14 protein-coding genes and 1 pseudogene are annotated in these 14,291 nt (G+C 61.1%); 3 read left to right on the forward strand and 12 right to left on the reverse strand.

All coding sequences use genetic code 11. From position 1 onward, the window contains the following. Together G485_RS0124105 and G485_RS0124110 are read left to right on the forward strand one after the other, a co-directional pair. Positions 1-360 (forward strand): annotated as a pseudogene (locus tag G485_RS0124105) (phosphogluconate dehydrogenase (NAD(+)-dependent, decarboxylating)); the annotation flags it as partial. Positions 361-930: 570 nt separating this feature from the next. After that, positions 931-1,392, forward strand: a complete 462-nt coding sequence (locus G485_RS0124110) for a hypothetical protein (protein ID WP_027094653.1) — start codon at positions 931-933, stop codon at positions 1,390-1,392. 17 nt (positions 1,393-1,409) lie between these two features. On the opposite strand, the gene G485_RS0124115 is transcribed toward G485_RS0124110, so the two are convergent. From G485_RS0124115 to G485_RS31165, 4 genes are all read right to left on the reverse strand, one after another. After that, on the reverse strand, positions 1,410-2,954 hold the full coding sequence (locus tag G485_RS0124115) for a bifunctional ADP-dependent NAD(P)H-hydrate dehydratase/NAD(P)H-hydrate epimerase (RefSeq protein ID WP_027094654.1): 1,545 nt from the start codon (positions 2,952-2,954) through the stop codon (positions 1,410-1,412). Between the two features lie 49 nt (positions 2,955-3,003). Then, positions 3,004-3,576, reverse strand: coding sequence for a TetR/AcrR family transcriptional regulator (locus tag G485_RS0124120; protein WP_027094655.1), 573 nt, complete (start codon positions 3,574-3,576; stop codon positions 3,004-3,006). A 16-nt stretch (positions 3,577-3,592) separates the two neighbouring features. Then, positions 3,593-4,807: an MFS transporter gene (locus G485_RS28100; RefSeq protein WP_156922571.1), complete on the reverse strand. Its 1,215-nt coding sequence runs from the start codon at positions 4,805-4,807 to the stop codon at positions 3,593-3,595. 68 nt (positions 4,808-4,875) lie between these two features. After that, positions 4,876-5,205 carry a DMT family transporter gene (locus G485_RS31165; protein WP_027094656.1) on the reverse strand — a complete coding sequence of 110 codons (330 nt, stop codon included), beginning with the start codon at positions 5,203-5,205 and terminating at the stop codon, positions 4,876-4,878. Between the two features lie 157 nt (positions 5,206-5,362). Here G485_RS31165 and G485_RS28105 point away from each other — a divergent pair, with 157 nt between their 5' ends. Continuing rightward, complete coding sequence (locus tag G485_RS28105) at positions 5,363-5,767, forward strand: hypothetical protein (protein WP_240489266.1); 405 nt, start codon at positions 5,363-5,365, stop codon at positions 5,765-5,767. Between the two features lie 113 nt (positions 5,768-5,880). Here G485_RS28105 and G485_RS28110 read toward each other — a convergent pair whose 3' ends face one another. The 8 genes from G485_RS28110 to G485_RS0124175 all read right to left on the reverse strand — a co-directional run bounded on the left by G485_RS28110 (position 5,881) and on the right by G485_RS0124175 (position 14,254). Then, complete coding sequence (locus G485_RS28110) at positions 5,881-6,087, reverse strand: L-rhamnose mutarotase (RefSeq protein ID WP_240489267.1); 207 nt, start codon at positions 6,085-6,087, stop codon at positions 5,881-5,883. Between the two features lie 109 nt (positions 6,088-6,196). Continuing rightward, a complete protein-coding gene (gene rhaS / locus G485_RS0124145; protein ID WP_035158014.1) occupies positions 6,197-7,312 on the reverse strand; it encodes a rhamnose ABC transporter substrate-binding protein in 1,116 nt (371 codons plus the stop codon). Positions 7,313-7,415: 103 nt separating this feature from the next. Beyond that, positions 7,416-8,408 carry an ABC transporter permease gene (locus tag G485_RS0124150; protein WP_027094658.1) on the reverse strand — a complete coding sequence of 331 codons (993 nt, stop codon included), beginning with the start codon at positions 8,406-8,408 and terminating at the stop codon, positions 7,416-7,418. 2 nt (positions 8,409-8,410) lie between these two features. Further along, positions 8,411-9,463 (reverse strand): ABC transporter permease, encoded by a 1,053-nt coding sequence (locus tag G485_RS0124155; protein WP_027094659.1) that lies wholly within the window; start codon positions 9,461-9,463, stop codon positions 8,411-8,413. Beyond that, the gene (locus tag G485_RS0124160) at positions 9,460-10,989 is read right to left on the reverse strand and encodes a sugar ABC transporter ATP-binding protein (RefSeq protein WP_027094660.1); all 1,530 of its coding nucleotides are present in this window, start codon (positions 10,987-10,989) and stop codon (positions 9,460-9,462) included. The genes G485_RS0124155 and G485_RS0124160 overlap by 4 nt, the downstream gene beginning before the upstream one ends. A gap of 195 nt (positions 10,990-11,184) precedes the next feature. Next, the gene (locus G485_RS0124165; protein WP_027094661.1) at positions 11,185-11,967 is read right to left on the reverse strand and encodes a DeoR/GlpR family DNA-binding transcription regulator; all 783 of its coding nucleotides are present in this window, start codon (positions 11,965-11,967) and stop codon (positions 11,185-11,187) included. A 40-nt stretch (positions 11,968-12,007) separates the two neighbouring features. Then, positions 12,008-12,781 (reverse strand): 3-oxoacyl-ACP reductase FabG, encoded by a 774-nt coding sequence (gene fabG, locus G485_RS0124170; protein WP_027094662.1) that lies wholly within the window; start codon positions 12,779-12,781, stop codon positions 12,008-12,010. A gap of 24 nt (positions 12,782-12,805) precedes the next feature. Further along, complete coding sequence (locus G485_RS0124175) at positions 12,806-14,254, reverse strand: APC family permease (protein ID WP_027094663.1); 1,449 nt, start codon at positions 14,252-14,254, stop codon at positions 12,806-12,808. Between the last annotated feature and the right edge of the window lie 37 nt (positions 14,255-14,291).

The raw sequence follows: 14,291 nt of genomic DNA on the forward strand, positions 1-14,291 counted from the left end.
ATCGGCGAAGGCTTCGAAGTGCTGGAGAAGAGCGGCTTCGACTTCGACTACGAGAAAGTCGCCCGCGTCTGGAACAACGGCTCCGTCATCCGCTCCTGGCTGATGGAGCTGACCGAGCGCGCCTTCTCCAAGGACGCGAAGCTCGACGAGATCAAGGGCGTCATGCACTCTTCCGGCGAAGGCAAGTGGACGGTCGAGACGGCGTTGGATCTGCAAACCGCGACGCCGGTCATCGCGATGTCGCTGCTCATGCGCTACCGTTCGCTCGAGAACGACACGTTCACGGGCAAAGTCGTCGCCGCCCTGCGCAACGAGTTCGGCGGCCACGCCGTCGAGAAGAAGGAAGCCGTAACGGTTTAAGAATGTTAGGAGCGTAATGCTCGTAAAGCTGTCAAGCAGAAGCGCCTTCGGAGTCTTCGGACGACGAAGGCGTTTTGCGTTAAGGCCGGACCGGGAAGGAAGTCTGCTCCCTGCCGGTCCGCCTCCCTCGCGCGAGCGGATGGCGCTAACGAACTCAGTAGACACTATTTGTAGCAAAAGCCGAGTTTTCGAATCGGCAACGAACCGACGAATCGTTATCGGCCGGATTTTCCGATCATGCGGGACGGTTGTAAGCGAATAAGGTGTCCTCGGTTCGTTACGTTATACGGATAGACTTTCGACCGCGAAATAAGGCTCCGGAGGTTCGTTAAAAATTCAGACACGTCAAACACCGATGATAAAAAACCGCCAGGGAAACGTTCGCCGTTCCTCTGGCGGTTCTTTGTTTCGTATAATAGAAGATGTTTTATTGCGCCCATGATGAAACTTTGCCGGGTCTCGTCCGTTATTCTTAAGGAGCCTTAATGGCGCGTTAAGCCTGTTTTAAGAAGCGACGGTTAGGATAAATACAGGATGAACGCTAGTTCCGGAAAGAAGGTAAGTCTCCGAATGAATGCCAAACGAATGTTGATGATCGTGACATTGGCGATGATGCTGACCGTGGCCGGCGGCATGCGCGGCGGCGAGGCGAGCGCAAGCGGCCTTACGCCGAAGAGCGACACGTACGGCGACTGTTCGCCGACCGGGCTCTCTTCCTCTTCCTCTTCCTCTTCCTCTTCCCGTACGCAAGAAAAGTCGGCCGCGGATGCGAAGGACTCGTTCCTGACCCGCCTCGGCGCCGGGTCGGAGGAGGAAGTGTGGGAGGCGCTGCACGGCGGCCTCTCGCTCGCCGATATTGCCGCCGTGCACGGCCGGGAAGTGGAGCCGCTCATCGACGACCAGGTCGCCGAGCTGACCGAACAGCTGAAGCAGCGCTTGCTGAGCGGCAACCTCACCCTGGAGCAGTACAAGGCGCTTAAAGCCGAAGTGCCCTCCCTTATTACGGACAGCGCCTACGGCCTGACGGTCTGAGAAGTCTCTCATCGCCCTTACAAAGACTCGATAATATCTCCGGCCAGCAACGAAGCGGCCGACGTTCTCGCCGCGGCGGCCCGGTCCCCCGCGGCTCCGTGCATATAAACGCCTGCGGCGGCCGCCTGGACGGCGTCCAGCCCCTGCGCGAGCAAGCTGCCGACGATGCCGGCGAGGACGTCGCCCGATCCGCCCGTAGCCATGCCGGGGTTGCCGGTCGTATTGACGTAGACCGTCCCGTCCGGCGCCGCGACGACGGTGCGCGCTCCCTTCAGCGCGAGCGTCACGCCGTGACGCTCCGCGAAGCGCTGCGCGAGCCCGATCCGGTCCCGCTGGACCTCGGGCACGGACAGGCCGGCCAGCCGCGCCATCTCGCCCGGATGCGGGGTGAGCACGACCGGCGCGGTGCGGCGGGGCCAGGCCGCGAACGCTTCGCCGCCGTCCCGGCCGGCGGAAGCGAGCATGTTCAGCGCGTCGGCGTCGACGACGAGCGGCACGCCGTCCGTGGCTTCCCACACCGTGCGAAGCCACGAGGCGTCGCCTTCAAATCGGCCCAGCCCGGGGCCGATGACGAGCGCCCGCTTGCCTTCGGCAAGCGCGGCAAGCTCCTCCGGCGCGGCGGCGCTCCAATCGCCGCGCCCTTCGTCCGGCACGCCGAGCAGCATCGCCTCCGGCAGCCGGCCGAGAAGCGGCGCTGCCAGCGAAGCCGGCAGCGCCCAGCTGACGAGCCCGCAGCCGGCGCGCAGCGCGGCCTTTGCGGCGAGCAGGCCGGCGCCGCTCATGGCGCGCGAGCCGGCCGCGACGAGCGCGTGGCCGTACGTGCCTTTGTGCGTATCGGCGGCGCGGCGCAGGGGCCAATCCAGCCCCAGCTTCTCCCGCAGCGTGCGCTCGTTCAGCACGAACGCCTTGACGCCCAGCGTCGCCGCCGCCGTCTCCGGTATGCCGATGGCGCGGACGACGACCCGCCCCGCCATTTCCGCGCCCGGATACAGCAGCAGCCCCCGCTTCATCATCGCGAGCGCGACCGTCGCAGCGGCCCGCACGCAGGGCTCGGCCGCCTCGCCCGTGTCCGCGTTCAGGCCGCTCGGAATGTCGGCCGCGACGATCGGCAGCCCGCTCGCGTTCGCTTCCCGGATGAGCGAAGCGTACGGCTCGCGGGGCGCGCCCGCCGTTCCGGTGCCGAGCAGCGCATCCACGATGCCGCCGTACTCGCGCCAATCGATCCCGCCCGGCGCGTACGTTCTCGCCGGCAGGCCGAGCCGCGCGGCAATATCGCGCTGCACCGCCGCCTCCCCCGTAAGCTGCTCCGGTGGGACGGCATAGACGACTTCCGCCTCATGGCCGAACTCGGCAAGATGCCGGGCGCAGACAAGCCCGTCCCCGCCGTTGTTGCCTTTGCCGACGAGCACGGCCCATTTCGCCCTTCCCGGACCCAGCAGCCGGAACGCCTCCTCCGCGATCGCGCGCCCGGCGTTCTCCATCAGAACGAGGGACGGAATGCCGATCGTATCGATCGTATACCTGTCCACCCTCCGCATTTCTTCCGACGTGACGAGGTACATCCGACAACGCCTCCTTTGAGCCGAATCCTTTGCCTCCAGACGAACGCCCTCAGCCTTTCATAATGCCGCGGGAATAAATATCCCAGCTGATGCGCATCGATTGGTCGTACAGGTCCGGCGTCTCGTACACGAGCTGCGTGACAAGCCCGTCGAGCAGCGTGCTGAACGATACCGGCCCGTCCTCGGGATCGATCCGGAGCGATTCCTTCTCCCGCAGGAAGGCCGTTCGCAGCAGCGCCCTCAGATGGGACAAATACAAGCGGTAGCTGGCCATTACCTGGCCGATCAGGTGCCTCGGCGGAATATAGGACGTGACGATCAGGAAGTTCACGTTCGGATTGTCCAGGAACCGCTCCTTGCAGGCGGAGAGAAGCGCATGCAGCGTTGCCAGCAAGCCGTCGTTCCGATGCTCGTCGAAAAAAGCGTGCAAATAGTCGATTTCTTCCCGCGTCGCACGGTCGTTCAATTGCAGGAACAAATCGTCTTTATTTTGAAAATGGGCGTATACCGACTGCTTGCGGATGCCCGCTTCCTCGGCGATGCGAGAGAGCTTCGTTCCTTCGTAGCCGTATTGGTTGAAATGCCGAATGGCAATCTGCATGAGCCGATCCGATCCGCTCACGTCCGAGCCTCCTCGTCTACGCCGGGAGCTTGCCCTTCGCCGCGGCGCTCTGTCCCTTCCTTCTCCTGGTCGCACAACTCATATAGACCGTCAAATAGACGACGAATACGCCTGCGGAGCAAAGATACATCGGGCTGTATCCGATCCAGCCCGCCAGTCCGCCGGCCAGCATCGAGCCGATTCCGATTCCCAAATCGAACGCGTTGAAAAACGTGCCGATCGCCGCCTCCCGCCGATGCGCCGGCACCAGTTGGAGGCACCACGCCTGCAAAGCGGGAAACGCCGCGCCTACCCCCATGCCGCAGAAGACCGCCGCGGCGATGAGCGAAGCGGTATCCGAAGCCGCCGAGACAAGCACATTGCCGATCAGGCTGCACACGGCCGCGGGAATGAGCACGCTGCCCGGTCCCTTGCGGTCGAACAAGGGGCCGGAGACGAAGCGGATGAGCAATCCGGCCATCGCGTTCGTGAACAGGAACCATTCGACGTGGCCGATTCCCCGAGCTTGCGCGTAGACGGTGATGAAGGAGACGACGGCGCCGACGGTAAGCCCGAGCAGTACGGCAAGCGCGGAAGGCAGAAGCACTCTTCTCTCTATCATAGCCGATAAAATCGACGGTTTGCCAGCGGGGCGTTCTTCTCCGGCGGCCGTTGAGGCTTCTGCGGGCGTGCGGCTGCGGCCGGTCAGGCCGCTCATGGCCAGGGAGACGAGCAGAATGAGCCCTCCGGCGAGGAACAAGCCGTGGAAGTCGAACGAACCCAGCAGCCCGACGCCGAAGAGCGGGCCGAGCGAGATGGCCAGCGTCTCGCCCATCGTGAAATGGCCGACGCCTTCCCCGCGGCGGTTCGCCGGAAGCAGGTCGGACACCATGGCGGCGAACAGGTTCGTCGCCAGACCGAAGCCGACGCCGTGCAGCAGGCGCACCGCCACGATCGGCCCAATTCCGTCGGTCCAGCCGTACGCGACCGTCGTTCCGAGACAGAGGGCGGTAGACATCAGAAGCAGCCCCTTCCTCCCGAAGCGGGACGTCAGCGTGCCGGTGAACGGGCGAATAAGCACGGCGGAGAACGTGAAGATGCCCGTCACCATGCCGATCTGCGATTCGGTGGCCCCCATTCCTTCCGCAAACAACGGAAGCGTAGGGATGAGCATCTCGAACGCGAGAAACAAAAACAGATTGGCGAACAGCAGCAAGACAAAATTGCCGGTCCACAAAGGTTGTCGATCCACAGCGGTGCCTGTCCTTTCCGCGCTGTCGCAATCAAGGGGGGCATCCCCTTACCCAAGTAAGTTTCTCCTTAGCCGTGCGCCGCGCCTTTCAAATTCAGAATGACGACGCCTGTGATGATGAGCGCAATGCCCGCGACCGTCGCGATGCTCGCCGTCTCCTTCCAGACGATGATGCCGATGATCGCCGTAACCGCCGTCCCGACGCCCGACCAGATCGCGTAAGCGACGCCGAGCGGGATTTGCTGCAGCGCCTGAGACAAGCAATAAAAGGCGATGCCGAAGCCGGCGACCGTCGCGATGCTCGGATAAAGCTTCGTAAATCCGGCGGAAGCCTTCAGCATCGAAGTGCCGAACAGCTCGCTGGCGATAGCGACCGCCAGAAATAGATAAGCCTTCACTCCCGCCACTCTCCTCTCTCGATTTCCAGAATATCTCCATCCTAATTTACCTGACCGAAGTAAGTCAATGATTTTTAAAGGCGACGGACGAATAAAGACGAAAGGTTGTCGACACTCTAATTGGAGGTTGTCAAAATTCAATCCCAGGAGGATCCGCATGTACCAACCCAACCTCGGCAATCAGATTAACCAATTCGAGCAAATTTGCCACCAGCTGATTTCGCAAACCCAACAAGCGAGCGCCAACTACCAGCAGCTTCTGCAGCAGGAGCAGCAAAACGCCATGCGGCTGGAAGAACTCGCCCAACGCGAGCACAAAGCGGCCCAAACGATTCAAAACGCCCTCCACGGCCATCAAACCGCGATTCAGCAGCTCCAACAAATGCAGCAGATCGCCCGTCAGCTTGAGCAATCGATGCATTCGATGCAAACCGCCCAATTCGTTCAAGGCGGCTACCAAACGGCGGCCCAACCGTACCAAACCGGCTTCGGCATGAGTCAACAACAACCGATCTCCCAAAGCATCGGCGGCAGCTCTTACCAACCGAGAAACTTCCAGTAAGAACGAAAAGGCTGTTCCCAGGTCGCACGACCCGGGAACAGCTTTTTGTTATGCGCGCGTTATTCGATTCCGCCCGAGCCTTTCAATCGCGCATCGGCCGGATCGGTTCGGCTTCAGCGAAATCGAACGGCGCCTCGACCATCTTCGAAGTGATCGCGTTCCAGCGGCTGCACGCTTCGCTCTTGGCGATATAAGCGAATGCCCGCCCTGCGGTGCTCCTCCATGATCTCCGGCCAAGGATCGAGGTCCATCCGCACGTACTCCTCCAGATGCTCCTCCTTCACCGTCCACGTCCACGCGAACTTTCGGCTCGCTTCCATCTCCCTCATTCTCCCCTTTGCACCGAAATAGGCCGGGCAGGCCCCGGAAGCTGAAACCTCCTCCGGAGACCCGCCCGGCCTCTGATCGCTTCCGGTCTCGGCTGCCGGATTAATAGACCGCTTTCCACTCCGCGATGTTGCTGGAATCGAACTTGAACGGATCGCCCAGCATAATTTGCGTGCCGTCGCCGTCCGCGACGATCTCCTTCTCGCCGAGCGTGCCCGCCGTAAATTTCTCGCCCGCCTTGCCGGTGATCTCTCCGTTCACCAACGCTTCCGCAGCATAGCCGGCCAGGTAACCGACGTCGATCGGGTTCCACAGGTACATCCACGGGCAGACGCCGCTCTCAATATATTCCGCCATTTCGCTAGGCAGACCGAGGCCGGTCAGCTGCACTTTGCCTTTGAAGCCTTTGTCCGTCAGCACCTTGCCGGCGGCTGCGATGCCGACCGTCGTCGGCGCGATAATGCCCTTCAGGTTCGGATACGACTTGAGCAACGCTTCCGTCTCGGAGACGCTCTTGTCGCGCAGGTCGTCGCCGTAGGCGACTTTGACCAGCTTGATCTTCGAATACTTCGGATCCTCAAGCTCCTTCTTCATCCATTCGATCCAGGTGTTCTGGTTCGTCGCCTGGGAGGTGGCGCTCAGAATGGCGATCTCGCCTTCCCCGCCGATCATCTCGGAGACGCCCTGGATGAGCGTGCGCCCGATACGTTCCGGGTCGGCCTGGTTGACGTGCACGAGACGGCTTTGCGCGTTGACCGCGGAGTCCAGCGACAGCACCTTGATGCCCGCGTTCATCGCCTTCTTCAGCGCCGGCTGCAGCGCGTCCGGATCGTTGGCGACGACTGCGATCGAGTCGACCTTCTGGGAGATCAGTTCCTCGATCATCTGAATTTGCGCCTCGGCGGTCGGCTGATCCGGAGCCTTGAGGATGGCTTCGTCGCCTTTCTCCTCGATCGCCTTTTTGAACCCTTCCATTTGCTTCTCGCCGTAGGGATTGCCCGTATTCTTGAAAATAATGGCGAACTTCTTCTTTCCGCCGGAATCTCCGGAGCCGCTGCCGCTGTCGGCGGCGGGCGCACTTGCGCTTGCGCCGGCGCTGGCGGACGCGCTTCCGCCCGGCTTGCCGTCCCCGCCGCCCGCCGCGTTGTTGTTCTTGCCGCCGCCGCATCCTGCGAGCAAGGAAAGCGACAGAACGGCCGTCAATCCGAGTGCGAACATCTTTCTCACCTGGTGTTTCCTCCCTTTTTTATCTTCGCTTGCTTCTATACAAAACAGTCGAAAGACCGTCCTGTAACGGATCTTAGCCCCCGCATTTCGCGGCTTACGCCCTTCGTCTCGCGGAGGCGCGGCCGAGCTTCAGCTTCGGAATCGCGACGGCGACGATGAGCAGCAGGCCGATAATGATGAGCAGCGTCTGCGCCGAGACGTTGACGAGCCCGAGGCCGTAGCGCAAATAGCCGATGAGGAACACGGCGAGAATCGCGCCGATCATCCGGCCTTTGCCGCCCGCGGTGCTGATGCCGCCCAGCACGACCATCGCGATGACGTCCAGCTCGTAGCCGGCGGCGATATTCGGCCGGGTGCTGCCCATCCGCGACGTCAGGAACAGGGCGGTGACCGCCGACATCAGGCCGGCCAGCGTGAACACGACGATCTTGATGCGGTCGGTCCGGACGCCGGAGAAGCGGCTTGCCGTCAGGTTGCTGCCCATCGCGTACACCCGGCGGCCGAACGTCGTCTTGTGCAGCAAGTACCAGAAAGCGGCGGCGAAGACGGCGAAGGCGATCAGAATGAACGGAATGCCGCCGATGTAATCCCAGCCGAGGAAGTTGAACCATTCGGGAAATTTCCCGGCTGCCTGATCTTTGAGCAAAATGTAAGCGACGCCCCGGTAGATAATCATGGTCGAGAGGGTGACGATGACCGCCGACAGCTCCTTGAACTTGACGATCAGCAGGCCGTTGATCCAGCCGCACAGCGTTCCGACCGCCAAGCAGACGACCATGGCGAGCGGCATCGGCAGCCCGTGATTGTAGAGGTCGGCCATGATGACCGAGGACAGGGCGACGATGGAGCCGACGGAGATGTCGATGTCGCCGAGAATGATGACGAACACCATCGGCAGGACGATAAATGCCTTGTCCAAGAAGCTCATCGTGGCGTCGCGCAGGTTGCCGAAGTTCCAGTAGAACTCGGACAGATTGACGTTCATGACGTTCACGGCGATAAACAGCAGCACCAGCATCCATTCCCACTGGAGGAAGAAGCTCCGGAAGGAGAACGCCTTTTTACCCAGGATGACTCTCGGTTCCATGCTCAAATTCTCCTCCTCATGAGATGATTGCGGTCGATGCCGCGTTTGACGAGCGCGTTCACGAGGACGGCGACGAGGATGATCATGCCTTGAATCCAGTTCTGCCAGAACGGCGAGACATTGATCATCGGCAGAGCGTTGTTCAGAATGCCGAGCAGCACCGAACCGAGGAGGATGCCGGAGATTTTCCCGGAGCCGCCCGCGATGCTGACGCCCCCGAGGACACACGCCGCGATGACGCTCAGCTCGTAGCCCGAAGCGGTATCCCCTTGGGCGGACGCGAATTTGGACACCCACAGCACGCCGGCCAGCCCCGCGAGCCCGCCCATGATCGTGTAGACAAGCCACAGGATCCGGCCGGACCGGATGCCGCTCACTTCCGCCGATTCCGGATTGCTTCCGACCGCGTACACCTGCCTGCCGGTCCGGGTATGGGCGATGAAATAATAGGCGGCGATATAGATGACAATAGCGATGAAAATCAAATGATTGACGCCCAGCAGCGAGCCCGTCGCGATCGCTTTGAAATCCGCGGGCATCTGGTGCGCGCTGACCCACTTGCCGCCGCTCGCTTCGTACGTCAGGCCGCGGAACACGTTCATCATGCCGAGCGTGGCGATGATCGGCAGAATGTTCGCCTTGGCGACGAGAAGTCCGAGCAGCGCGCCGCAGACGAGGCCGATGCCGATGCCGATCAGCAGAGCGACCGCGGGACTCGCGCCCGGATATTCCTTGACCGTCAAGGCGGCGATCATGCCGGACAGCGCAAGCGTGGCGCCGATCGACAGGTCGATGCCCCTCGTGATGATGACGAGCATCATGCCGACGGCCAGAATGCTCAGAATCGCCGTATTCATGGCGATGTCGTTCAGATTCTCCCACGTCAGGAAGCTCGGATTGCGAAGCTGCACACCGACGGACAGCAGCACGATGAAGACGAGCAGCCCGACTTCCCTGAACCTGGCGATGTTGGCGCTTAACGATTTGTTGGGCGCCGCCGCGCCAAGCGCTTCTCCGACGGCTGCGACGGCCGTGTGCCCTCCTCTTTCTCTCATGCCTGAGCCCACCTTATCTGTTCGTTCTTCGGCGCCCCGTCCGCCATCGAAGCCGCCAGAATCGCCTCCTGCGTCATCTCCCCGCGATCCATGAACGCCGTGATCCGCCCCTCCCTCATCACGGCCACGCGGTCGCACATACCGATAATCTCCGGCATCTCGGACGAGACGATGAGGATGCCGTACCCCGAGCACGCCAGGTCGCTGATGATTTCGTATATGGCCGATTTGGCCCCGACGTCGACGCCCTTGGTCGGCTCGTCGAGAATGAGCACGTCCAGGTCCGCGGTCAGCAGCTTCGCGAAGACGACCTTCTGCTGATTGCCGCCGGAGAGCGAGCCGGCCGGGTCGAACACGCTTTTGGCCTTGACGCCGAGCTTCTCCGCCAGCCGTTTGGCGAACTCCCACTCTCGGCGAATTTGAATCGTCCCGTTGCGCGACAGCTTCTCCAGCGCGGGGAGCGTAATGTTCCGTCCGATCTCCCATTGCAGCACGAGCCCCTGCTTCTGCCGGTCCTCCGGCAAGTAGCCGATGCCGAGGTTCATCGCTTGCAGCGGGTGCCGGATGGCGACCTCCCGGCCTTTGTAGAACACTTTGCCCTTATCGGGACGGGCGATGCCGAAGAGGGCTTGGCACACCTCCGTTCTCCCCGCGCCGACGAGTCCGGTCAGACCGAGTATTTCTCCCTTGCGGAGCGTGAAGGACACGTCGGCGAAGTAACCGGTCCGGCCCAGCCCTTCCACCCGGAGCAGCTCCTCTCCGATGCTTGCCGCTTTTTTCGGGAACAGCTGCGTGATCTCGCGCCCGACCATCGCCACGATCAGATCGTGGTTGGAAATTTCGTCGACCCTCCACGTTCCGATGTAGCGGGAATCCCGGAACACCGTCACCTGGCTGGCCAGACGGTACATATCCTCGAACCGGTGGGAGATGAAAATGATCGATGTCCCCTGATCCCTGAGCTGCTCCGCAATCCGGTACAGCTCCTCGCTCTCGCTGTTCGTCAGCGCGGCCGTCGGCTCGTCCATGATGATGATTTTCGCGTTCACCGACAGCGCCTTGGCGATCTCGACGATCTGCTGCTCGGCGACGCTCAGCGCTCCCATCTGCGTCTTCGGACTGAAGGAAGCGCCGAGCCTTTGGAGCAGGCGTCCCGCTTCCTCGTGCATCTCCCGCCAGAGCAGCCGCTTCGTTCCCTTCGCCACGCGCTCGTGGCCCATGAATATATTTTCCGTGACGCTTAGGTCCGGGTAGCAGGTCACATGCTGGTAGATGGCCGCGATGCCCGCCTTCTGCGCGTCGGTCGGATTGCGGAAATGAACCTTCTCTCCGTTCAGGAACATCTCGCCCTCGTCGGGCGCATGCACGCCGGTGATCACCTTGATGAACGTGGACTTGCCCGCCCCGTTCTCGCCCATGAGCGCATGAATCTCGCCCGGCTTCAGCTTGAAATAGACGTCGTCCAACGCTTTGACGCCTGGAAACGTTTTCGTAATTCCCTTGAGCTCAAGGATGTACTCCGACATCTCCTCTTCCCCTTTCGCTCCGCTGTAGCGCTGCCTTGATGTTTTAAAGATAAAGGGTTAGCGCCGGGCGAAGAAGGAGACGGTATTCGGATCGGGGGGAAAATATTCGGGAGTTGCCCAAATCGATAAAGACGGTGCGCTCGTTCGCACACCGTCTTCTTCACGAGAAGTTCTCGGGGTAAATCTTCAGCCGCCTTAAATATCGTCGACGTCGGCCAGCAGCAGCTCAATCTCCTGCGCGGCGAGCTTCTGCCGCCACTCCGTCGGACACCCCTTGTCGGAGACGACCACGGACACGTTGCGAAGCGGGCAAATATGGGCAAAAGTCGTTTTGCCCATCTTGGTGTGATCCGCCAGGACGATCAGCTCCTCCGACCGCTCCATCAGCTTGCGGGACATGTTGGCCTCGTCGAGATCGTAGTCCGTGATGCCGTCGACCGTCGAGACACCCCCGGCCGAGATGAACGCCTTGTTCGCCTTCAGATGCTGAAGCGTCCATTCGGCCAGCGGACCTTCGGCCGATTTCTGGACCATGTCCACCTCTCCGCCGATGAAGATCAGCCGGCCCTCGAACGCTTCCATCGCCAGCAGCATCACCGGAACGGAATGGGTAATGACCGTCACGTGGCGCTTGCCCTTCAAATGGCGGATCAGTTCGAGCGGCGTCGTTCCGTTGCCGATCAGAATGCTGTCACCGTCCTCGACCAGCGAAGCCGCAAGCTTCGCGATCGCCTGCTTCTCTTGCCGGTTGACAAGCGCCTTCTGCTCGAACGGAAGCTCCCAGGCGTCGGATCTGGCTTTGACGGCTCCGCCGTGCACTTTCTTCAGCTTGCCCTCTTTGTCGAGCCGGTCGAGATCCCGCCGGATCGTCTCCGTCGATACGTTCAGAAGCTCCGCCATAACGGGAACATGAAGCTTGCCCTCCTCGGCCAGCCGTTCCAGAATGAGCGTCTTTCTCTCTTCGAAGGATAGTGACATTCGTAAGACCACCTTTTGCTTGCGTTAACCGTTCGGCCGTTCACCCCATCGCATCCAGACTTTCCGGAAGGATCTGGCCTCCGTCCACGACAATCGTCTGGCCCGTAATGAAGCGCGCTTCCTTCGAAGCCAGAAACAATGCCGCATACGCAATGTCTTCAACCTCCCCCAGTTGCTTCAGCGGAATGGAGGACGCCATTGCTTGAATATATTCCGCGCCCATCCCCTCCAATCCTTCCGTCCGAATGTTGCCCGGCATGACGGCGTTGATCGTGATTCCGTAAGGCGCCAGCTCGAGCGCCGCGCTTCGCATAAAGCCGAGCTGCGCCGCCTTGCTGGCGCCGTAATGCGACCATCCGGCGTAGCCGGTAACGGGTCCGGTGATGGAAGAGATGACGACGACGCGGCCGTACTCCGCTTCTCTCAAATAAGGCAAGCACGCCTGCAGAGAGAAGAGGGTTCCCCGGGCATTCGTGTTCATGACGCGATCCCAGTCTTCGCCCGTCATGTTCTCGATCGTCGAAGACGGGAAGATACCCGCGTTCGCGCACAAAATATCGATGCCCGAGAAAGCCTCCGCCACATCCGCGGCCACCCTCCGCATGGAAGCGGGATCGGCAACGTCTCCTTCGAACGCCAGGGCACTGCCCCCGGCTTCGCGAATTTCCGCGGCCGCTTCCTCCGCGCCGGCCAAGCTTCGGCTCACCAGCGCCACGTTGGCTCCTTGCGCCGCGAATACCCGGGCAATGCCTTTGCCGATGCCTTTGCTCGCGCCGGTGACAAGCGCCGTTTTGCCTTTGCACGATGTCAACATCCTAAACACGCTCCTTGCGTTCGATTACAGCTCCAGATGAGGAGGCAGTTTGCGGAAGCCTTTCGTTTTCACGCCCAGGAAGACGAGCCCTGCAATAAGCCAGCAGGTGCCGATCAGCAGAGCGAGCCGGTCCATGCTGATCCAGACGTAGACGATAACGAGGAAGCCCAGGAACGGCAGGAACGCGTAACGGATATGCCGAGCGCCCCTTGGCATCCAGTTGGGCTCGGAGCCCAACCGAAGCGGAGCTTCGCCTTTCTTCTTGACGTAATACAACCAAATGACGGACAGATTCAACGCGGCAAATCCGAATAGCGCGCCGTAGTTGACCAGGTTCGAGAGCGTCGTCATATTGGAGCCGAGCCCCAGAACGAATTCGATGCCGACGATGATCAGCACGCTCCAGTGCGGGGTCTTCCACCGTTTGTTGATTTTGGCGAACACCGCTCTCGGAAGCATGTTGTCCCGTCCCATCCCGTACAGCAGGCGAGCGCCGGCGGCCGTTGCGACAAGGTTAAACACGCCCAAGGCGGTCAAATAACCGGCGATAAAGACGATGCCGAAAGCTTCTCCTCCCGTCATCTTGGACACTTGGAAGAGGGCGGTGTTCATCCAATTCGCATCGCTCGCGTGACGCTCCCAGTCCGGGATGACCAGCAGGCCGACATAGCCGCACATGAACATGGTCAGCGTCCCGATGCCCACGCACCAGTAGATCGCTTTGGGAATGTCCCGTTTCGGATGATGAGTCTCTTCCGCCAGCGTCGTAATGGCGTCGAACCCGAGGAAGCTGAAGATGGCGAGCGAGGTAGCGGCGATCAGCGTGGAGAAGTTGGAGAAATGAAACGGTACGGAGCTGATCAGCTCGCCTGTGCCCATATGCTTGGCCGATACCGCGTAGCCCCAGACTAGGATGGACCCCCATACGACCAGCTCTCCGAGAACGAGAAGCCACAGCCCCATTTTGGACACCAGTTGAACGCCGAATAGATTCAGCAAACCGGTTCCGACGGAGAAGATCGCAAGCAGAACCCAATAGGGCACGTCCGGAAAATATTGTTGAGCAAAATAGGCGGAACTGGATGCGGTCACGGTCGGGATGAGAATGTAATCCAGCGTCAGAACCCAACCGGAGATGAAGCCCAAATGAACGTTCCAGCCTCTGCCCACGTAGCTGTAGACCGACCCGGCCAGCGGAAAATTTCGCACCATGACCGAGTAGCTGAAAGCCGTGAGCAGCATGGCGATGCCGGCCAGCAAATAGGGAAGGGCGACCGTTCCGCCGGACGTTTGCAGCAGCAGGCCGAAAATAATCGCCGGAGCGATCGGAACCATATAATTGAGCCCGAAAGCCGTCAGCTGCCAAACGTTCATCGTCCGGCTCAATTCTTCCTTGTACCCGTATTTCGCTAGCTCGGATGGATGCTGCGCCTGTTCTCTCTCCGCTGCCAATCTCTCTCTTGCTACCGCCATCGTCTCTCTCCTCCCGAATTCTCCTATTATTCGGATT

It is taken from the genome of Cohnella thermotolerans DSM 17683 (assembly GCF_000429825.1).
In the GTDB taxonomy this organism is placed as follows: domain Bacteria; phylum Bacillota; class Bacilli; order Paenibacillales; family Paenibacillaceae; genus Cohnella; species Cohnella thermotolerans.

Bases quoted from the DNA above. Each gene is read 5' to 3' on its own strand.
- G485_RS0124115 (WP_027094654.1), bottom strand. From the start codon at position 2,954: ATGTACCTCGTCACGTCGGAAGAAATGCGGAGGGTGGACAGGTATACG.
- G485_RS0124165 (WP_027094661.1), bottom strand. From the start codon at position 11,967: ATGTCACTATCCTTCGAAGAGAGAAAGACGCTCATTCTGGAACGGCTG.
- G485_RS0124160 (WP_027094660.1), bottom strand. From the start codon at position 10,989: ATGTCGGAGTACATCCTTGAGCTCAAGGGAATTACGAAAACGTTTCCA.
- G485_RS0124150 (WP_027094658.1), bottom strand. From the start codon at position 8,408: ATGGAACCGAGAGTCATCCTGGGTAAAAAGGCGTTCTCCTTCCGGAGC.
- fabG (WP_027094662.1), bottom strand. From the start codon at position 12,781: ATGTTGACATCGTGCAAAGGCAAAACGGCGCTTGTCACCGGCGCGAGC.
- rhaS (WP_035158014.1), bottom strand. From the start codon at position 7,312: ATGTTCGCACTCGGATTGACGGCCGTTCTGTCGCTTTCCTTGCTCGCA.
- G485_RS28110 (WP_240489267.1), bottom strand. From the start codon at position 6,087: ATGGAAGCGAGCCGAAAGTTCGCGTGGACGTGGACGGTGAAGGAGGAG.
- G485_RS0124175 (WP_027094663.1), bottom strand. From the start codon at position 14,254: ATGGCGGTAGCAAGAGAGAGATTGGCAGCGGAGAGAGAACAGGCGCAG.
- G485_RS28105 (WP_240489266.1), top strand. From the start codon at position 5,363: ATGTACCAACCCAACCTCGGCAATCAGATTAACCAATTCGAGCAAATT.
- G485_RS0124155 (WP_027094659.1), bottom strand. From the start codon at position 9,463: ATGAGAGAAAGAGGAGGGCACACGGCCGTCGCAGCCGTCGGAGAAGCG.
- G485_RS0124110 (WP_027094653.1), top strand. From the start codon at position 931: ATGAATGCCAAACGAATGTTGATGATCGTGACATTGGCGATGATGCTG.